Origin of the sequence: Phytohabitans houttuyneae (genome assembly GCF_011764425.1) — a bacterium.
Taxonomy (GTDB): Bacteria; Actinomycetota; Actinomycetes; order Mycobacteriales; family Micromonosporaceae; genus Phytohabitans; species Phytohabitans houttuyneae.
This window is the reverse complement of sequence record NZ_BLPF01000001.1, coordinates 4,387,925-4,405,655: the sequence shown is the minus strand read 5'-3', so window position 1 is coordinate 4,405,655 and position 17,731 is coordinate 4,387,925. Positions and strand designations below refer to the sequence as shown.

17 protein-coding genes, 1 tRNA gene and 4 pseudogenes are annotated in these 17,731 nt (G+C 70.3%); 7 read left to right on the top strand and 15 right to left on the bottom strand.

Features of this window, described 5'->3' with window-relative positions; translation table 11 throughout:
• Nucleotides 1-132: 132 nt before the first annotated feature.
• The 3 genes and pseudogenes from Phou_RS55555 to Phou_RS20280 all read right to left on the bottom strand — a co-directional run.
• Nucleotides 133-667, bottom strand: a pseudogene (locus Phou_RS55555) (HAD family hydrolase); the annotation flags it as partial.
• A gap of 81 nt (nt 668-748) precedes the next feature.
• Nucleotides 749-1,291, bottom strand: a pseudogene (locus Phou_RS20285) (winged helix-turn-helix domain-containing protein); the annotation flags it as partial.
• A gap of 350 nt (nt 1,292-1,641) precedes the next feature.
• Nucleotides 1,642-1,730 (bottom strand) — tRNA-Ser (locus Phou_RS20280).
• 86 nt (nt 1,731-1,816) lie between these two features.
• Between Phou_RS20280 and Phou_RS20275 the strand changes: the two genes are divergently transcribed.
• Entirely contained in the window at nt 1,817-2,740 is a 924-nt protein-coding gene (locus tag Phou_RS20275) for an NAD(P)H-quinone oxidoreductase (RefSeq protein WP_173057462.1), read from the top strand.
• Here Phou_RS20275 and soxR read toward each other — a convergent pair.
• On the bottom strand, nt 2,733-3,182 hold the full coding sequence (soxR, locus tag Phou_RS20270; RefSeq protein WP_173057461.1) for a redox-sensitive transcriptional activator SoxR: 450 nt from the start codon (nt 3,180-3,182) through the stop codon (nt 2,733-2,735). The genes Phou_RS20275 and soxR overlap by 8 nt on opposite strands.
• Before the next feature lie 44 nt (nt 3,183-3,226).
• Between soxR and Phou_RS20265 the strand changes: the two genes are divergently transcribed.
• On the top strand, nt 3,227-3,985 hold the full coding sequence (locus tag Phou_RS20265; protein ID WP_173057460.1) for a thiamine pyrophosphate-binding protein: 759 nt from the start codon (nt 3,227-3,229) through the stop codon (nt 3,983-3,985).
• Between the two features lie 5 nt (nt 3,986-3,990).
• Nucleotides 3,991-4,865: pseudogene (locus tag Phou_RS20260) on the top strand (transketolase family protein).
• Nucleotides 4,866-4,873: 8 nt separating this feature from the next.
• On the opposite strand, the gene Phou_RS20255 reads toward Phou_RS20260, so the two are convergent.
• The 6 genes and pseudogenes from Phou_RS20255 to Phou_RS20230 form a co-directional block, all read right to left on the bottom strand.
• Nucleotides 4,874-5,566, bottom strand: coding sequence for a glycosyltransferase family 2 protein (locus Phou_RS20255; protein WP_173057459.1), 693 nt, complete (start codon nt 5,564-5,566; stop codon nt 4,874-4,876).
• Nucleotides 5,567-5,684: 118 nt separating this feature from the next.
• On the bottom strand, nt 5,685-6,215 hold the full coding sequence (locus tag Phou_RS20250) for a hypothetical protein (RefSeq protein WP_173057458.1): 531 nt from the start codon (nt 6,213-6,215) through the stop codon (nt 5,685-5,687).
• Nucleotides 6,216-6,249: 34 nt separating this feature from the next.
• Nucleotides 6,250-7,662 carry a sensor histidine kinase gene (locus tag Phou_RS20245; RefSeq protein ID WP_173057457.1) on the bottom strand — a complete coding sequence of 471 codons (1,413 nt, stop codon included), beginning with the start codon at nt 7,660-7,662 and terminating at the stop codon, nt 6,250-6,252.
• Nucleotides 7,655-8,343, bottom strand: a pseudogene (locus Phou_RS20240) (response regulator). The gene Phou_RS20245 and the pseudogene Phou_RS20240 overlap by 8 nt, the downstream one beginning before the upstream one ends.
• 183 nt (nt 8,344-8,526) lie before the next feature.
• The gene (locus Phou_RS20235) at nt 8,527-9,021 is read right to left on the bottom strand and encodes a hypothetical protein (protein ID WP_173057456.1); all 495 of its coding nucleotides are present in this window, start codon (nt 9,019-9,021) and stop codon (nt 8,527-8,529) included.
• A gap of 45 nt (nt 9,022-9,066) precedes the next feature.
• A complete protein-coding gene (locus Phou_RS20230; protein ID WP_173058660.1) occupies nt 9,067-10,197 on the bottom strand; it encodes an acetyl-CoA C-acyltransferase in 1,131 nt (376 codons plus the stop codon).
• Between the two features lie 71 nt (nt 10,198-10,268).
• Here Phou_RS20230 and Phou_RS20225 point away from each other — a divergent pair, with 71 nt between their 5' ends.
• Nucleotides 10,269-10,691, top strand: a complete 423-nt coding sequence (locus tag Phou_RS20225; protein WP_173057455.1) for a PH domain-containing protein — start codon at nt 10,269-10,271, stop codon at nt 10,689-10,691.
• Here Phou_RS20225 and Phou_RS20220 read toward each other — a convergent pair.
• Both Phou_RS20220 and Phou_RS20215 read right to left on the bottom strand, forming a co-directional pair.
• Nucleotides 10,668-11,597, bottom strand: a complete 930-nt coding sequence (locus Phou_RS20220) for a rhomboid family intramembrane serine protease (RefSeq protein WP_173057454.1) — start codon at nt 11,595-11,597, stop codon at nt 10,668-10,670. The two genes, Phou_RS20225 and Phou_RS20220, sit on opposite strands and share 24 nt — an antisense overlap.
• Nucleotides 11,598-11,643: 46 nt before the next feature.
• Complete coding sequence (locus Phou_RS20215; RefSeq protein ID WP_173057453.1) at nt 11,644-12,180, bottom strand: peptidylprolyl isomerase; 537 nt, start codon at nt 12,178-12,180, stop codon at nt 11,644-11,646.
• Between the two features lie 259 nt (nt 12,181-12,439).
• Here Phou_RS20215 and Phou_RS20210 point away from each other — a divergent pair, with 259 nt between their 5' ends.
• On the top strand, nt 12,440-12,943 hold the full coding sequence (locus Phou_RS20210; protein ID WP_173057452.1) for a hypothetical protein: 504 nt from the start codon (nt 12,440-12,442) through the stop codon (nt 12,941-12,943).
• 42 nt (nt 12,944-12,985) lie between these two features.
• On the opposite strand, the gene corA is transcribed toward Phou_RS20210, so the two are convergent.
• The 3 genes from corA to Phou_RS20195 form a co-directional block, all read right to left on the bottom strand.
• Entirely contained in the window at nt 12,986-14,134 is a 1,149-nt protein-coding gene (gene corA, locus Phou_RS20205; protein WP_173057451.1) for a magnesium/cobalt transporter CorA, read from the bottom strand.
• A gap of 403 nt (nt 14,135-14,537) precedes the next feature.
• Nucleotides 14,538-15,632, bottom strand: a complete 1,095-nt coding sequence (locus tag Phou_RS20200) for an aminotransferase-like domain-containing protein (RefSeq protein ID WP_173057450.1) — start codon at nt 15,630-15,632, stop codon at nt 14,538-14,540.
• 75 nt (nt 15,633-15,707) lie between these two features.
• The gene (locus tag Phou_RS20195) at nt 15,708-16,100 is read right to left on the bottom strand and encodes a CBS domain-containing protein (RefSeq protein WP_173057449.1); all 393 of its coding nucleotides are present in this window, start codon (nt 16,098-16,100) and stop codon (nt 15,708-15,710) included.
• A gap of 107 nt (nt 16,101-16,207) precedes the next feature.
• Here Phou_RS20195 and Phou_RS20190 point away from each other — a divergent pair, with 107 nt between their 5' ends.
• Entirely contained in the window at nt 16,208-16,657 is a 450-nt protein-coding gene (locus Phou_RS20190; RefSeq protein ID WP_173057448.1) for an NUDIX hydrolase, read from the top strand.
• Between the two features lie 33 nt (nt 16,658-16,690).
• Nucleotides 16,691-17,551, top strand: coding sequence for an Fpg/Nei family DNA glycosylase (locus Phou_RS20185; protein ID WP_173057447.1), 861 nt, complete (start codon nt 16,691-16,693; stop codon nt 17,549-17,551).
• Nucleotides 17,552-17,731 lie beyond the last annotated feature (180 nt).

Sequence of the window (17,731 nt, the reverse complement as noted above, 5' to 3'; positions counted from 1 at the left end):
CGAAACCGCGGTCGGAGGCTACATAGCTCAGGTCAACCACCGCTCTTGTGTCACCCGACTGTCACTCAAGAACGGAAGCCTTTCCGCAGGTCAGACCCCCTGTCGCCCGTGTCACTCACGCGTGCCCCCGCGCTATCTGCCGGAGCGCTCGCCGAGGCTCATGAGCGCATCCGCAACTTCACCCATGGACGTGACCACACATCGGCACCGGCCTCCGCGAACCGGTCGATCTTCCACGGGCGGTTCGCGTACCCGATCACCGGGACGCCGGCCGCACGCGCGCCGTCGATGTCGGCGAGCGAGTCGCCGATCAGAACGCACTGCGCCCGATCGACGCCGAGCGTGCTCGCAGCGCACAAGATCGGATCGGGGTTGGGTTTCATCCGCGCCGGCTCGGCGTAGGCGCGTCCTACGATGGGATGCACATGGCCGGCCAGTCGCCGCGCTGCGAGGTAGGAGGTCACCGCGCCAGCCGAGTTTGTTGCTGACCACCGCAACCCGGTAGGCCGACCTGGCGCGCACCGACGATGACCTTACGTCCGAACGGAGGTGGCTCCGCTGTGGCGGCCGCGGGAATCTCAGCTGCACAGAGTGCGTCTTCCGCGACCATGAGTAGGCGCCGGTCGCCGGCGCGCACGACCCATCGGAGCATTTCCAGCGGGTCAGGTCCTAGGCGACCTCTGAGGGCAAAGACCCGCCGTGGTCGCCAACCAGCGCGAACGAATCTGCCGCCACGGCCGGCGCTGGGTCGCGCCTCGACAGTGGCCGACCGCACTAGGCCCGGGTCTCCCAGTTCGGCCACCTGGTCAAGGATGATGCCGTCTACCGCTCGCCGCGTGATGCGCTCGGCTCGCTCACGGACTGCGGCATCATCGCCTTGAGCCTCAGCCCGCGCGGGAACGGCCGTAGGCGCTGACATGTCGGAGACGAGCACGCGAATCGCGATGCTTTCCGGCGCTAGCCTGCCTACCCGTACCTTGTCGAGGACCTCGGCGAGTGCGTCTCGCAGCGTCTCACCGGAGAAGCCCGCGAAGTCCACTGTCACATGTGGACGGTCGAACGCCGCTTCGATGTGCGGCCGTAGTTCGACGGGTCGTTGCGTCTGCGCGCGGACGAACACGCCGCTCCCCTGCCGCGATATGATCAGCCGCTCAGCGCGCAGCACCTCAAGTGCCCGCTTCACGGTCTCCCTGGCGACGCCGTAGCGCGCCGCGATCTCTGGTTGTGACGGGAGCTTGTCGCCCGGCGCGAAGCGCCGCGTGAGGATCACCGCCCGCAACTTCGCTGCGATGGCGCCAAGCTCGCCCGGCGGTGCTCGCCGAGACGCAACAGCGGTCCCCGCTCGCCGAGGTGCCCTACCACCTTCGGCACGCCGCCGTGTCGCTGTGGCTCAGCGGTCTACGCCAAGTGCACCGACGGCCAGGACGAAGCGGCCCGGCGCCGGATCGAGACAGCGCTGAACGCGAGTGAGGATGAGGAGGCCTCGGCTGAGTGATCTTCCCCGGATGCGCCCCAAACTTTGCCCTGAAGGGTGGGCCGGAGCGGGCTTCGGTAAGACCCAGCGGGACCACCACGCCACAAGAGCAAAGCCCCTCTGCCACGCATTCGCGCTGGTCAGAGGGGCTTTTCGCTGGTTGGGAGCGGAGGGTGTGGGATTCGAACCCACGATGAGTGTCACCACCCATAGCGGTTTTCAAGACCGCCGCCATCGGCCACTAGGCGAACCCTCCTCGGCCGCTGCCCCGACGCGGGCGTCCGGGCGTGGCCGTGCCTAGTGTGCCATGGGGTCCCAGGTTTGCGGATGGGAGACTGTGGCGTGCACGCGATCACCATCCCCAGGCCGGGCGGGCCGGAGGTGCTCACCTGGGCCGAAGTGCCGGACGCCGCGCCTGCCGAGGGCGAGATCCTGGTTCGCGCCGCGGCGACCGCCGTCAACCGGGCCGATCTGCTTCAGCGGCAAGGGCACTACAACCCGCCTCCCGGCGCGTCGCCTTACCCGGGCCTGGAGGTCAGCGGCACCGACGTGGCGACCGGCGAGGCGGTCTGCGCGCTGCTCGGTGGTGGTGGCTACGCGGAGTTGGTTGCTGTGCCGAGGGCGCACACGCTGCCGGTGCCCGCGGGCCTGTCCGTCGCGGACGCGGCCGCGCTGCCCGAGGTGGCCTGCACCGTCTGGTCGAACGTGGGCCACGACCTGAACGGCAAGACGCTGCTGGTGCACGGGGGCGCGAGCGGCATCGGTACGTTCGCGATCCAGTTCGGGGTGGCGCTGGGGGCGACCGTGGTCACCACCGCGCGGAAGGCCAAGCACGCGCGGCTCAAGGAGCTGGGTGCGCACCGGACGATCGACTACACCAGTGAGGACTGGGTGGCCGAGGTGGGCGAGGCGGACGTCATCCTCGACATCATCGGGGCGCGCTACCTGGCCCGAAACCTCGACGTGCTGGCCTCGGGAGGGCGGTTGGCGATCATCGGGTTGCAGGGTGGGGTCAAGGCGGAGCTGGACCTGCGGGTGCTGATGGCCAAGCGGGCGTCGATCTCCGCGACGACGCTGCGGGCCCGCAGCCACGACGAAAAGGCCGCCATAGTACGGGGAGTGCGTGACCACGTCTGGCCGCTCGTGGAGTCGGGTGCGATCAAGCCGGTGATCGACCGGCGCCTGCCGCTGTCAGAGGCCGCCGAGGCCCACCGGATCGTGGAGGCGAGCGACCACATCGGCAAGGTGCTGCTGACCGTCAGCTGAGGCCCGGCGGCAGGAGCAGCCTCGATCCCGCGCCTTCGGCCGCCAGCTGGTCGTCGGGGTTGGAGAGGCGGCATCGCTGCAGTGACAGGCAGCCACAGCCGATGCAGCCGGTCAGGTCGTCGCGGAGGCGTTCCATAAATGCGATCCGCTCGTCGAGACGGCCGCGCCACCGCGCGGACAGTGCCGCCCAGTCGGCCTTGGTGGGTGTGCGCGACTCGGGCAGCGACGCCAACGCCTCGCGGATCTCCTCCAGTGACACGCCGACCTGCTGGGAGATCCGGATAAAGGCCACGCGGCGCAGCTCGGCGCGTTCGTACCGGCGCTGGTTGCCGCCCGTGCGCACCGCCCGGATCAAGCCCAGCCGCTCGTAGTACCGCAGCGCGGAGGGCGCCACGCCGGAGCGGCGGGAGAGTTCGCCGATCGTCAATGAGGTGTCGGTCATAGGTCCCTTGAGCTGAAGTCCACTTCAACTTGCACCCTAGCCATATGACCACATCGACCTCTACGCCAAATGGCTCGCCTCTGCGCTCGCTCCGCTCCTCGGTCGCTAGCGCTCCCTACGATGCTCACTCGCTGTCGGCTCGCGCCAGACTCGGTGAGCTGCTGACCCGGCTCACCGGCGACGAGAAGCACGCGCCCAGCGCATACTCGACCCTCGACGTGCTCTGGGTGCTCTACGACCGGGTGCTGCGCGCCTCGCCCGGCAGCGTCGACGATCCCGACCGCGACCGCTTCCTGCTCTCCAAGGGGCACGGGCCGGCCGCGTACTACGCGGTTCTCGCGGCCAAGGGTTTCATCCCCGAGGAGTGGCTCGACGACCTCGCCGGACCGGACAGCCGGCTCGGCCACCACCCCGACCGCCTGCTCGTGCCGGGCGTCGAGATCGGCTCCGGCTCGCTCGGCCACGGCCTCGGACTCGGCGTGGGCACCGCGCTGGGCCTGCGGGCCCAGGGCCTCACCGACCCGAGGGTGTACGTGCTGGTCGGTGACGCCGAGCTCGACGAGGGTTCCAACCACGAGGCGATCGCGTACGCGGGCACCACCGGCCTCGACAGCCTCACCGCGATCGTCATCGACAACCAGTCGTCCACGCACGGGTGGCCGGGCGGGCTGGCCAGCCGGTTCCACGGGTGGACGTCGTCCACTGTCGATGGTCGAAACCACGACGCCATCGAGGCGGGGCTGCGGGCACACACCGGTGCCGCGCCGCACGTCGTCGTGGCCGTGGTCGAGAAGAAGGGTTGAGAACGATGCGACAGGCCTTTGTGGACACCGCCACCGCGCTGCTGGACGGCGACCCGCGCACCGCCGTGGTACTCGCCGACATCTCCGGCGACGCCTTCGCGCCGGCCGCGCGGGAGCACCCCGACCGGGTCATCAACGTGGGCATCCGCGAGCAGCTCATGCTCGGCGTGGCCGGCGGCCTGGCGTTGACCGGGATGCGGCCGATCGTGCACTCGTACGCGCCGTTCGTGGTGGACCGCGCCTACGAGCAGATCAAGCTGGACCTCAACCACCAGGGCGTGGGCGCGGTGCTGGTCAGCATCGGCGCGTCCTACGACGCCTCCTCCGAGGGGCGCACCCACCAGTCACCGGGGGACGTGGCGCTCTTCGACACGCTGGGCGGCTGGACGGTACACGTGCCTGGTCATGCGGACGAGGTCGGACCGCTGCTGACCGCGGCGGCCGCCCACGACGAGCCGGTCTACATCAGGCTCTCGACCCAGCGCAACGGGCGGGCGCGGCCGGCGACCGGGCTCCAGACGATCCGGCGGGGTGGGCGCGCGGCGGTGGTGGCGGTCGGGCCGATGCTCGACACGGTGCTCGCCGCCGTGGAAGGGCTGGACGTGACGGTGGCGTACACGAACACGCCGCGCCCCTTCGACGTCAGGGGCTGCGCGCGCTGGGCCACAGTGATGTGGTGCTGGTCGAGCCGTACCTGGCCGGCACGTCCAGCGGCGTGGTCTCGGACGCGCTCCGCGACCTGCCGCACCGCCTGCTGAGCCTGGGCGTGGTGCGCACGGACCTGCACCGTTACGGCAGCCCGAAGGACCACGCGCGGTGGCACGGGCTGGACCCGGCCGGCGTGCGGCAGTCGATCAGCGCTTTCGTGGGCTCAGCCTGATGGGTCGCTCACGACTTGCGGCGGCGGGCCCGCTCGCGACCGAGGATGAACAGCGCCTCGACGCCGTCCTTCCACGTGATCTTCTTGCCTTCCTCACGGCCCCGCGCGCGGTAGCTGATCGGCACCTCGTACGGCCGGATGCGGCGGCGCAGCAGCTTGCCGGTCACCTCGGCCTCCATCCCGAAGCCGCGGGAGTGGACGTCGAGTGACCGGTACAGCGCGACCGGCATCAGCTTGAAGCAGGTCTCCAGGTCGCCGATGTACGAGTTGAACAGCACGTTGGCAGCGGTGGTGACGGCCTTGTTGCCCATCACGTACCAGAAGCTGTAGGCGCTGTGGCTCCCGAACGTCCGGTTGCCGTAGACCACGGTGGCGCGGCCGTCGAGCACGGGGGCGAGGAGCTTGGGGATGTCCTGCGGGTCGTACTCGAGGTCGGCGTCGAGGATGACCATGTACTCACCCTCGGCAGCCTGCACCGCCGTCTTGATCGCGGCGCCTTTTCCGGCGTTGCGCTGGTGGGTGATCACTCGCAGCCGGGCGTCATCCGCCCGGCCGAGGACCTCGGCGGTGCCGTCACGGCTGCCGTCGTCGACCACGACCAGCTCGATCTCGCACGGGTAGTCGACCGCGAGTGCCTGCTTGAGGGCATCCGCGACGCGATCTTCCTCGTTGTAGACCGGCATGAGGATCGAGAGCTTCACGGGATCTCCACGGGCCGCTGGCTATAACGGGCCCAGCCTAGCTTGACCGGATTCCCCGCGTGTGGATGGGCATGAAACGGACTCCCCGGTCCTGGCTGCCGGGGAGTCCTCTCGCAGGTCAGGAGGCTGGCACCACGATCAGCCGGGCCACGAACGTGGCGCCGTTCTTGGCGCCGGCGACACCGACCCGGCTGCCCGCCTTGATCTCCTCGGGCTGGACGGTCTTGGCGTGCCGGACCACGTGCAGGTCGGTGGCGAAGCTCCACGTCGCGCTGTAACCGTCGGTGGACTTCACGGTGATCGAGGAGTCACTGATCTCGGTCACCTCGCCGCGCTGCACGGCGACCGTCTTGGTGCCTTCCTTGGTCTGCACGACCACCTCGCCGTGCAGGACGTTCTTCCGGAGCATGACGCGTGCCTTGCGCCGCTCGCGGCGGTCCGTACGATCCGGCGCGGCGTCCGCCGGCGCGGAGGGCGAGACCGCGGGCGTCGGGTCGAGCCCGAGCGCCGCGAGCGCCTGCCCCTCCACACCCATCGCCGCCGCGACCTCCACAGCGGTCTCGCCGGCCTGTTGCGCCGGTGCGTTGCCGCACCCCACCAGCCCCATCGCCAGCACTCCGCTGGCCACCACCAGTCCGAGACGTTTCATGTGGAACATCGTCTTCCAGGCCGGCGAGGGAGGGTCAGGCCTGTGTACGGGGTTCGTAAGGAGGCAGCGTCACGGTGAATCGGGCCCCGCCCTCGGGCGCGTGCCCAGCCTCGATCGTCCCGCCCAGCCGCCGTACGAGCCCCGCGGCGAGCGCCAGTCCCAGGCCGCTGCCCACCTTGCGTACCCCCTCGTAGCGCTGCCGCAGCGCGCCGCGCTCGAATGCCACGGCCAGGTCGTCGTCGCTGAGCCCCGGGCCGCCGTCCCGCACCTCCAGGACGGCGCCGGCGGGTGCTGACCAGGCGGCGAGCACCACCGGCGCACCGGCCGGCAGGACGCGCAGCGCGTTTTCCAGCAGGCCGTCGACGACCTGGCGGATGCGGCCCGGGTCGGTGAACGCGCTCACCCCGGTCGCGGGGACGTCCACCCGGAGCACCACACCTGCCGCGGCGCACCGCCCACCCCACGCCTCGGCGGCGTCCCGTACCAGCGCGGCGAGGTCGATCCGCACCGGCGCCAGCGGAAAGTCGGCCGCCTCCAGCCGGGCCAGCGCGAGCAGGTCGCTCACCAGCCGGTCGAGGTGCTCGGCCTCGGCGAGCATCGTCTGTCCCGCCCGCTGCGCCCCCTCGGCGGCGACGACGCCGTCCGCGAGCGCCTCGGCGTACCCGCGGATGGCCGTCAGCGGCGTGCGCAGCTCGTGCGAGACGGACAGCAGGAACTCGCGCTGCCGCCCCTCGCTCGTGGCCAGGGCGGCGGCGAGGTCGTTGAGGGCGTACGCCAGGTCGGCGGCCTCCTGCGGCGGCTCGACCGGCACGCGCACCCGGCGGTCGCCGGCGCGCAGGCGGGCGGCGGCGGTGGCCGCGTTGCGGATCGGGCGGACCATGCGGCGGGCGATCAGGACGCCGGCGCCGAGGCCCGCCGCCAGGCCGGCCAGCAGCGGCAGCCAGACGATTCCCAGTACCTGGCGGCGCAGCCCGGTCGGGCGGGGCGAGACGAGCACGATGCCGTTGCCCTGGGCCAGCGCCTGCCCGACCACGATGGAGGGACGGCCGCCGACCGGGCGGACGGTGTTGACGTTCTTACCGGCGGCGACCCGCGCGACGACCTGCGGCGGCAGGCCCGGCCGGTCGGGCTCGCCGGCCCGGATCAGGTACGCGTCGATCTCCTCCGTGCGCAGCTGGCGGATGAGCCGCTCCTCGTCGCCGGTACGGCCGCTGCCGAGCCGGGGGCGCAGCAGCTTCGCGGCGACCTGCACCTGCTGTTCGAGGGAGTCGCGCGCCTGCCGCTCCACCGCGCGCACCGCTATGGGCACGGCGATGAGGGCGGTCACCAGCACCGACACCACCGCCACCGCGCAGGCGGCGAGGACCGCGCGGGCCGTGAGCGTGCGCCCGAGGGGTCGGCGCCGCACGATCGGCAGGAGCTGGGTCAGCTCGGGGCGGTCAGGCATCGACCGCGTACCCCACACCTCGGTGCGTGCGCAGCACGGCCGCGCCGGCGCCCAGCTTCGCCCGGACCTGAGCCACGTGCACGTCGACGGTACGGGTGCCGGTGTGCGCCGCGTACCCCAGACGCTGGCGAGCAGCTCCTCGCGGGTGAACACCCGCCCGGGCCGGCCCATCAGGCGGGCGAGCAGGTCAAACTCGGTGGAGGTCAGCTGCACCGGCTTTCCGTCGACGGTCACCGCGCGGCGCCCGGGGTCGAGCGTGATCGGCCCGACCGTGAACGGCCGGCCCTCCGGCGCGCCGGACGTGCGGCGCAGCACCGCGCGCACCCGGGCGACAAGCTCGCGCGGGCTGAACGGCTTGGTCACGTAGTCGTCGGCGCCGAGCTCCAGCCCCACGATCCGGTCGACCTCGTCGTCCCGTGCGGTGAGGAAGATGACCGGCGTCCAGTCGCCGTCCTCGCGCAGCTGGCGGCACACATCGGTGCCGGAGAGCCCGGGCAGCGCGATGTCCAGCACGCAGGCCACCGGGCGCATGCGACGCGCGGCCGCCAGCCCGGCTGTGCCCTCGTGCTCGACGTGCACGCCGAACCCGTCCCTGGCCAGGTACATCCTGACCAGGTCGGCGATCGCCCGCTCGTCCTCGACGACCAGCACCAGGCCTTTCGGCTCCACGGCACCCATCATGTCGGACGGGCGAGTGCCCGGGCATCAACGCAATGTTCGAGGAATGTACGGAGGGGCGCCCCACACGGGGAGTAGGGGCGCCCCTCCGTAGCGAACCTTTTTCAACCTCTGGTCGCGGTCAGCCTGACCGCGAGGTGAGGGCCGGGCCGCAAGCACCGCGCGGTCCAGGTTGAAAAAGGTTCGTCAGGCGGCAGCCGGCACGCGCAGCGCTTCGGGCGCTGTTACGCGAGATGCCTTCTGGGCGCGCTCAGCCACAACACGGGGACGGAAAGCGTGGCTGAGCAGCGCATCCAGGTGCCAGACCTGCTTCGGGTGACCGGTCTTGATCCAGAACCGCTCGCGGATGCCGTCGACGGCGGTGGCGGCGAGCTCGACCGCGGCGACGCGCGGGTCAGGGTTCCAGGTGACGTTGCTGAGGTGTCGCAGCTCGGTGTTGAGGTGCAGGCGGAGCCGGTGCAGCACGCGGGTCTCCTGGGTCACCACCAGGCGGCGGTACGTCAGCAGCAGCAGAAACTCGCCCTGCATAGGCCGATCCGGGCGGAGGCAGCGGGTGACCAGGACCGTCGCGTCATCGGCCTCCACGCACCGCCGGAAGACGGGCATGTGGCGGCTCACGGTGGAGATGGCCACGCCGGCTTCGGCGGCGGCGGGCAAGAACGTTCGGGAGAACACGTCCATGCCGCGTTTAACGAGGTGCGAACGGAATGTGACGCGGGTCGAACGCTATAGAAGTTCCAGGATCGTCGCGTTGGCCATGCCGCCGCCCTCGCACATGGTCTGCAGCCCGTACCGGATCTGGTTGTCCCGCATGTGGCTGAGCATGGTCGTCATGATGCGGGCGCCCGAACCGCCGAGCGGGTGGCCCAGCGCGATCGCGCCGCCACGAGGGTTGAGCCGCTCGGGATCCGCCTCGGTCTCGGCGAGCCAGGCCAGCGGCACCGGGGCGAACGCCTCGTTCACCTCGTACACACCGATCTCCTCGATGCCGAGGCCCGCGCGGCGCAGAGCTTTCGCGGTGGCCGGGATCGGCGCGGTGAGCATGACCACCGGGTCGTCGGCGGCGACGACGGCGGTGTGGATGCGCGCGAGCGGCCGCAGGCCGTGCTCGCGGGCGAAGTCCGTGGTGGTGACGGCAAGCGCCGCAGCGCCGTCGGAGATCTGCGAGGCGGAGCCCGCGGTGACCACGCCATCGGCCTTGAACGGGGTGGCCAGCTCGGCGAGCTTCGCCAGCGAGGTGTCCCGCCGGATGCCCTCGTCCGAGTCGATCGGCCCGACCGGCGCGATCTCCTCCTTGAACGCGCCGGCGTCCTGCGCGGCGGCCGCCTTCTGGTGGCTGGCCAGCGAGTACTCGTCGAGCTGCAGACGGGAAAAACCCCACCGCGCGGCGATCATCTCCGCGCCGACGCCCTGGCTGAACCCGTCGTCGCCGTAGCGCTCGCGCACGCCCTCACCGAAGGCCCACTGGCCGGCCGCGCTCGAGCCCATCGGCACCCGCGTCATCGACTCGACGCCACCGGCCACCACCAGCTCGGCCTGCCCGGAAAGGACGGTGGCGGCCGCGAAGTGGACCGCTTGCTGGCTGGAGCCGCACTGGCGGTCGAGGCTGGTGCCCGGGACCGACTCCGGCCAGCCGGCGCCGAGGACGGCGTTGCGCCCGATGTTCCACGACTGCTCACCGATCTGCGAGACGCAGCCCCAGATGACGTCGTCGACGTGCACCGGGTCGAGCCCGGTGCGCTCGGCGAGCGCGCGCAGCACGTGCGCCGACAGGTCAACCGGATGGATCTCGGAAAGGCCGCCCTTGCGCCGCCCGACCGGGGTGCGAACAGCGCCGACGATGACCGCGTCCCTCATAGTCATCGACATTACTCCCCAGTAGCGCCCGGCTGGAGTGCGGCGGAGGCGCGCGGTACCAGAATTGGCGCATGGATGCCCTCACCTGGCGCGTGCCCGGGAAAGTGCCCGCCGTGAAGCTGGCCGCGGCCACCGCGATCCTCGCAGCCGGCCTCCTGTTCGCCGACGGCGACGTGGTCCGGCTCGTGCTCGCCGCCGCCGTGGCCGCGGCGCTCGCCCTGTGGGCGGCGCGCGACCTGTTCGTACCGGTGCGGCTGGCCGCCGACCCCGAGGGGGTCACGGTGGTCGCGGGCCTCACCGGCCGCCGGCACCTGGCCTGGTCGGAGATCGAGCGGGTACGGGTGGACACGCGGCCGAGGCTCGGCCTCCGCACCGAGACACTGGAGATCGACGCGGGCGAGTCGCTGCACCTCTTCAACGAGTACGACCTCGGTGTCCCGCCGGCCGAGGTGGCCGCCGCGCTGGAGCCGCTACGTGAGGGCGGCCGTCTGTAGCAGCGTCAGCAGCGTGAGCACCACGAGCACCGCCACGCTGCCCCCGGCCTGGATCAGGTTGCGCCGGGCGCGCGGCGCGTACGCCAGGACCGCGCCGACGAGACCGCCGACGACGAGGCCGCCGAGGTGGCCGGCGATCGAGATGCTGGGCACCGCGAAGGTCAGCACGAGGTTGACCACCAGGATGCCGATGACGGCGGAGGTATCTCGGCCGAGCTTGCGAAGGATGACGAAGAACGCGGCGAACAGGCCGAACACCGCCGTCGACGCACCCGCCGAGAACGCGTCGGGGCTGATCAGGTAGCAGGCGACGTTGCCGCCCAGGCCGGCCAGCAGGTAGAGCGTGAGAAACCGCAGCGGCCCGAGCACGGCCTCCAGGTTGCGACCCAGCACCCAGAGCGCCCACATGTTCAGCGCGAGGTGCAGGATCCCGTAGTGGATGAACATCGCGGTGAACAGGCGGTAGTAGGCGCCGTCCGCGATGCCGGTGTAGACGTCTCCCAGCTGCGGGAAGTTGCCGATCCAGTACCGGTCGCCGTTGATGGTCTGCGTGCGGCCGAGCACGGCGCCGAGAAACTGCAGGCGGGTGCCGCTGGTGAAGAGGCCGCCGCTGAAGAGCGAGCCGCCGCCGGCCACGGCCAGGCCGAGGACGGCCACCAGGACGTTGAGGCCGATCAGGGCCTTTGTCACGTACCCCTGGCGGCCGGCGGCACTGCCACCGAAGGCGGTGCGCGCCGGCCGCTGGGTGCGTCGTCCCTCGGCCACACACTCCGGGCACTGGTGCCCGACGGAGGCCGCTCGCATGCAGTCCGGGCAGATCGGACGATCACACCGGACGCACCGGACGTAGGTCTCTCGCGACGGGTGGCGGTAACAGACCGGCACGGTCACGGGCGACTCGCTCACGGCCGTCCTCGCTCGATCCGCTCAATCATGCACGCAAAGGTACCTGTCAGCCCTCGATCTCGACGCGCTCGATCACGACGTCGTTGACCGGGCGGTCGCCGGGGGCGGTCGGGGTGTTCGCGATCGAGTCGACGACCTTCGCCGACGCCTCGTCCGCGACCTGGCCGAAGATCGTGTGCTTCCGGTTCAGGTGCGGGGTCGCGCTCACCGTGATGAAGAACTGCGAGCCGTTCGTGCCCTGGTTGTTGTACCCCGGGCCGGCGTTCGCCATGGCCAGCAGGTACGGCCTGTCGAAGCTGAGCTCGGGGTGGATCTCGTCCGCGAACGTGTAGCCCGGCCCACCGCGACCGGTGGCGGTCGGGTCACCCAGCTGGATCATGAAGCCGCTGATCACGCGGTGCGAAAGCGTGCCGTCGTAGTACGGCCCCGAGCCCGGCTGACCCGTCTTCGGGTCGGTGTAGGCCTTCGTGCCCTTTGCGAGCCCTACGAAGTTTTCGACCGTCTTCGGCGCGTGGTTGGGAAACAGCTCCAACCGGATAGGGCCGTGGTTGGTGTGCAGGGTGGCGTAGAGAGCGTCAGCCACGGGTACTCCTCAGTTGTTGGTCAGTTCCATGCGGATCCTCCCATGTGCCCGTTCCGGCACTGCGAAGGCATCCGAAGAGGCAGGATGACGGTGAGAGAACGGTCTCCCCGTCGGGCGCTTGCCTGTGTCGTTTGCACGCGATACGGGCATAGCACGGAGAAAAGATGCGAGGAGGAGGGTATCGGTGCTCGGATTGGCGCGGCGTAAAACGCGCAGCCAGCTGGTAAAGGCTGAGCTGGGCGAGAGTTTCGATCACTTCATGCAGGCTGCCACGCATGCTGCGGGCGGCGTCGGCGCGACGATGGGGCCCAAGGCAGCCGATGGCGCGCACCGGGTCAAGGAGAGCGCGTCAAGCGGATGGGAGTCCACGATGGCGACGCTGGCACCGCTGGCCGCGGCCGCCGCCGAGGGCGCCCGTGAGGCCGGCCGCACCACCAAGCGCGCCGGGCGCAAGGCGCGCAAGGCCGGCGCCACGAAGATGCGGGCGGTGTCGCCCAAGAAGGAGTCGCGGATGTCCCGCAGGCGTTGGCCGATGCTTGCCGGACTGCTGGCCGCCGGCGCCGCCGTTGGTGCAGCGGGTGCGCTGGTCATGCGCCGCCGCAAGCAGCAGCAGTGGCAGGAGTACGACCCCAGCCACGCGATGGACCCGGTCGCGGCCAACGCGGACGAGAAGACCGGAGGGGCCGCCGACCCGTCGATGAACGGGACCGTCGACACCGCCACGCTTGACGGCGTGGTCGACTCGACAAAGGGCCGTCACTGAGCCGCCGCAGTGAGGGCCCGGCTTCCGGGCCCTCCTCGGCGCTCAGAGCCAGCCGTTGCGGCGGAAGAAGCGGTAGAGCCCCAGCGAGATGCTGACCATCAGCGCAAACACCACCGGATAGCCGTACGTCCAGCCGAGTTCCGGCATGTGCTTGAAGTTCATGCCGTAGATGCCGGCGATCGCGGTCCACACCGCGGCGATGGCGGCCCATGCCGCGATCTTGCGCATGTCGTTGTTCTGGTCCACGGTCACCTGCGCCAGCCGCGCCTGCAACACCGAGTTGAGCAGGTCGTCGTAGGAGTTGATCTGCTCGACGGTGCGGGTCAGGTGGTCCTGAACGTCCCGGAAGTAGCGCCGGATCTCCTTCGGCACGTCGCGGTTGACCTGCGCGGTCAGCGTGATCAGGGGACGCTGCAGCGGCACCACCGCCCGCTTGAACTCCACCAGCTCCCGCTTCATCTGGTAGATCTGCTGGATGCTGCCGTGTGAGTTGCGGGCGAAGACCTCCGCCTCCAGCAGGTCGAGGTCCACCTCCACCTGGTCGGCCACCTCGACGTAGAGGTCGACGACGCGGTCTGTCACCGCGTACGCCACCGACCACGGTCCCTGGATCAGCAGATCCTGCTTGCTCTCCAGGTTGGCCCGTACCGGAGTGAGCCGGCAGGCGTCACCGTGCCGCACCGTGATCACGAAGGCGGGCCCGATGAAGAGCATGACCTGACCGGTCTCCACCACTTCGGACGTCTCGGTCAGCTCGCCCTTGCCCACGTAGCGGGCGGTGCGGAGCACCAGCGAGCTCACCTCGCCGAACTGCTCCAGCTTGGGCCGCTGCCCGGCCTTGACGGCGTCTTCGACGGCCAGTTCGTGCAGCCCGTACGTCTCGGCGATGTCGGCCATCTCGGCCGCATCCGGCTCATGCAGTCCCAGCCACACGAACGCGTGCCGCTGGCGCTCACGACGCGCCGCGGCCAGCGCTTCCGCGTACTGCCATTCGCCCGGCTGCCGCTCGCCGTCGATGTACAGGGCGCAGTCGACGATCGCGCTCCGACCGGATGGGGGCGCGTGCTCGTGCCGGGCCGGCCCATCGACCGGGCTCAGCATCCTGGTCATCGCCCGCCGGACCGGTGCGGTCCAGGTGCGGGCCAGCGGCCGCCCTGCCCCGTCCGTGCGCGGGGCACCCTCATCCGCCATACATCCATCTTCCTATGCATCACGGGCCCCGCCGGTCTCAGCGCAACGCGTTCCTGATCACCGTGATCAGGGCGCCCCTGGCGCCGGTGTGACAGCGCGAGAGACGCCCTGATCGCGGGGAGGGATGTGGAGCGGCTTATGGCTGAGGCGCCGGGTGGACCGGCCGCGTCGGGGGGTGGGGGTGCGAGCGGCCCACCCGGCGCCGATGGGGGCGGGGGGTTTTGCTTATGGGGTCAACCTCGCGACAGGTTCCGCGGGGCGCCGTCAAGCGCGTCGCGGGCCCGCGACGCGCTTAGCAGCGCTGGAAAGACCGGCTTGCTCGCAGCATTGTGATCCTTTAGCCGGCCCGAGGGGAACCCCGGGCCGGCGACGATGGCGCATTGTCAGAAATCCGACAGAAGATTCATCCCCGGACGGCTTGGACAGCGGCGGCGAGCCGGCGTACGCCCTCTTCGATCTGGTCGACGGTCACCGCGGAGAACGCGAGACGCAGCGCGTGCTCCCCGCCCTCAAGCAGGAAGTCGCTGCCCTTGACCACGGCGACGCCCCGCTCGGCGGCCGCGGTGAAGACGTCGTCGGCCCGCACGTCGTCCGGAAGCTCGATCCACAGGAAGTAGCCACCGTCCGGCTCGGTGAACCGCACACCCGGGATGTGCTCGCGCAGCGCGGCGGCCAGCACGCCGGCCCGCTCGCCGAGAGCGGCCTTGACCGTCTCGATCGAACGGTCGATGTCGCCGGAGACGCAGAACTGGTGGACGATCGCCTGCGCCACCATGCCGGGCGAGATGTACAGGTTGGTGGCCCGCTTCGCGATGTCGCCGATCAGCGGCGCCGGCCCCACGAGGTAGCCGACCCGGACGCCGGGGCAGACCGTCTTGGTGAAGCTGGACGCGTGCACGACGACGCCGGTCTCGTCGAGCGACAGCATCGAGGGCTGCGCCTCGCCGCGGAAGCGGATGTCGACGTACGGGTCGTCCTCGAAGATCGTGAACTCGTACTCGGTGGCGAGCTGGAGCAGCGCCTCGCGCTTGGCCATCGAGAGCGTGACACCGGCCGGGTTCTGGTAGTTCGGGATGATGTGCGCCAGCTTGGGTCGTACGCCGGACTCCAGCAGCTTGCGCAGCTCGTCCGTATCGATGCCGTCGGGCTGGAGCGTGACCGCGTGGATCTCGCCGCCCCGGTTGCGGAGGTTGAGCAGCGTCCGGTCGTACGTCGGCCGCTCCACGACCACGGCGTCCCCCGGCCCGACAAGGTAGTCGAAGAGGAACGCGTCGGCCTGGAGCGAGCCGTTCGTCACCAGCACCTGGTTGACGGAGACGCCGTGCTTGTCGGCGATCCACTTGCGCAGGGGCGGGTAACCGACGGACGTCCCGTACGCGGTGATCCCGCCGGGATCGGCGTCGAACGCGCGGACGGCGGCGGCCTTGAGTCCCTCGACATCGACGATGTCCAGCGACGGCGCGCCACGGGCGAAGGAGATCAGCTGCTCGGCGGTCATGGTTGCACAGCGTACGTACCGCAGTTGATCACCACGACACAGATATAGGGTGTAGTGCTCTTTCGTGGGACGCGGTCAGACCTTGCTGGCGGTGTGCTGCTGCGCCCAGACCCGCATGATGTCGCGGACTGAAATGATCCCCAGCACCTCGCTCTCCTGCAACACCACGAGGTGACGGAACCCACCACGGGCCATCGCCACCGCCGCCTCTTCGAGCGTCCAGTCGGGACTGGCATAGACCACGTCCCACGTCAAATGGGCAGAAGTGTGCTCAACGTCCGGGTCGAGCCCCCGGCCGATGGCGTTAAGAACGTCACGCTCCGTCATGATGCCGACCCCTTCAGAGTCGGGATCAATCACGATCGCCGAACCGATCCGGCGGGTGGACATCATCTGGGCGGCCTGTCGCAGCGTGTGCTCGGGGCCAACTACGAGAACCTGACTGGACATGGCATCGCGAACGCGCATCGCACATCACCCCTCAAGGCACCGTACGGACATGGTCACCCGAGTGGTGACAGAACTACAAGACTTGTGTTCTGTCGGCGAAGGACTCAGGTGGATAGATTCGATCCGTGCCCACGGAGCCCCTACGCTGCGCCGGCGCCTTGATCGTCGACGACGAAGGGCGCATCTTCATCCAGCGCCGGTCACCCGATCGGCGCCTGTTTCCCGATACTTGGGACATCGTCGGCGGCCATGTGGAAGCCGGCGAGAGCATCGAGGACGCGCTCCGGCGTGAAGTCCGGGAGGAGACCGGCTGGACGGTCTCCGTGGTCCTCGGCTCCGTCGGTGAGTACCAGTACACCGGCGACGACGGGATCGAGCGCATCGAGACCGACTTCCTGGTGCGCGTCGACGGCGACCTGAGCCGCCCTCAACTGGAGCCGGGCAAGCACACGGAGTGGCGCTGGATCACCGAGAGTGAAGTTGGCGTGCTTGACGAGCACCGTGACCTCAACGACGGGCTGATCCGCCGCATCGCGGACGACGGTTTCGCCGCACTGCACCTGCTCGGCCTCTGATCGACACGGCCGATTGCCGCTACCGTTTGTCACATGCCTGAGCTGCCCGAGGTGGAGGCCCTCGCCGCGTACCTGCGCGAGCGGGCCGCTGGACGGCGCGTGGAGCGGATCGAGGTCGCCGCGCTCAGCGCCCTCAAGACGTACGACCCGCCGCCGACCGCGGCCGCGGGACAGGAGATCACCGGCGCCGGCCGGTACGGCAAGTTTCTCGACGTGCGGATCGGTGACGACCTGCACCTCGTGGTGCACCTGGCGCGCGCCGGCTGGCTGCACTACCGCGACTCGTTCAACAGCCCCGCGCCGCTCAAGCCGGGCAAGGGGCCGATCGCGCTGCGCATGCGGCTCGACGACGGGTCCGGCTTCGACCTCACCGAGGCGGGCACCAAGAAGAGCCTGGCGGCGTACCTGGTGAGGGATCCCGCTCTCGTGCCCGGTGTGGCGCGGCTCGGGCCGGACGCGCTCGCGGCCGACCTCGACACGTTCGCCGAGCGGATCCGCAGTCGCAAGGGGCAGATCAAGGGCGTGCTCACCTCGCAGGAGGTGCTGGCCGGCGTGGGCAACGCGTACTCGGACGAGATCCTGCACGTCGCAAGGCTCTCCCCGTTTGCGATCACCACCCGCCTCACCGACGAGCAGATGGCGGGGCTGCACGCGGCGGTGCGGGAGGTACTGACGGACGCGGTGACCCGCTCGGTGGGGCAGCGCGCCGCCGAGCTCAAGGGCGAAAAGCGCTCGGGTCTACGGGTACACGCCCGCACCGGGCTGCCCTGCCCGGTGTGTGGCGACACGGTCCGGGAGGTGTCGTTCGCCGACTCCAGCCTCCAGTACTGCCCCACCTGCCAGACCGGCGGAAAGCCTCTCGCCGATCGCAGACTGTCACGGCTCGTGCGCTAGGCGATATGGGCGTGACCTACCGTTTTGCAAACCGGACCCAATGGGCACATGCCGGGTGGACAACGCTGGGTATAGTGGCCCGGTCCATGGTCCCATTCGATCACGGTGGGGCGTATTGTCTCTGCGGTCACCGATCCGCCGCGATGACCATGGGAGACTGATGCGGTGGTCAGTCCCGAG

Excerpts from the sequence above, each read along its gene's own strand:
- Phou_RS20245 (WP_173057457.1), bottom strand. The coding sequence starts at position 7,662 with ATGCCTGACCGCCCCGAGCTGACCCAGCTCCTGCCGATCGTGCGGCGC.
- Phou_RS20250 (WP_173057458.1), bottom strand. The coding sequence starts at position 6,215 with ATGAAACGTCTCGGACTGGTGGTGGCCAGCGGAGTGCTGGCGATGGGG.
- Phou_RS20225 (WP_173057455.1), top strand. The coding sequence starts at position 10,269 with ATGGATGCCCTCACCTGGCGCGTGCCCGGGAAAGTGCCCGCCGTGAAG.
- Phou_RS20200 (WP_173057450.1), bottom strand. The coding sequence starts at position 15,632 with ATGACCGCCGAGCAGCTGATCTCCTTCGCCCGTGGCGCGCCGTCGCTG.
- corA (WP_173057451.1), bottom strand. The coding sequence starts at position 14,134 with ATGGCGGATGAGGGTGCCCCGCGCACGGACGGGGCAGGGCGGCCGCTG.
- soxR (WP_173057461.1), bottom strand. The coding sequence starts at position 3,182 with ATGACCGACACCTCATTGACGATCGGCGAACTCTCCCGCCGCTCCGGC.
- Phou_RS20235 (WP_173057456.1), bottom strand. The coding sequence starts at position 9,021 with ATGGACGTGTTCTCCCGAACGTTCTTGCCCGCCGCCGCCGAAGCCGGC.
- Phou_RS20265 (WP_173057460.1), top strand. The coding sequence starts at position 3,227 with ATGACCACATCGACCTCTACGCCAAATGGCTCGCCTCTGCGCTCGCTC.
- Phou_RS20210 (WP_173057452.1), top strand. The coding sequence starts at position 12,440 with ATGCAGGCTGCCACGCATGCTGCGGGCGGCGTCGGCGCGACGATGGGG.
- Phou_RS20185 (WP_173057447.1), top strand. The coding sequence starts at position 16,691 with ATGCCTGAGCTGCCCGAGGTGGAGGCCCTCGCCGCGTACCTGCGCGAG.
- Phou_RS20195 (WP_173057449.1), bottom strand. The coding sequence starts at position 16,100 with ATGCGCGTTCGCGATGCCATGTCCAGTCAGGTTCTCGTAGTTGGCCCC.
- Phou_RS20230 (WP_173058660.1), bottom strand. The coding sequence starts at position 10,197 with ATGAGGGACGCGGTCATCGTCGGCGCTGTTCGCACCCCGGTCGGGCGG.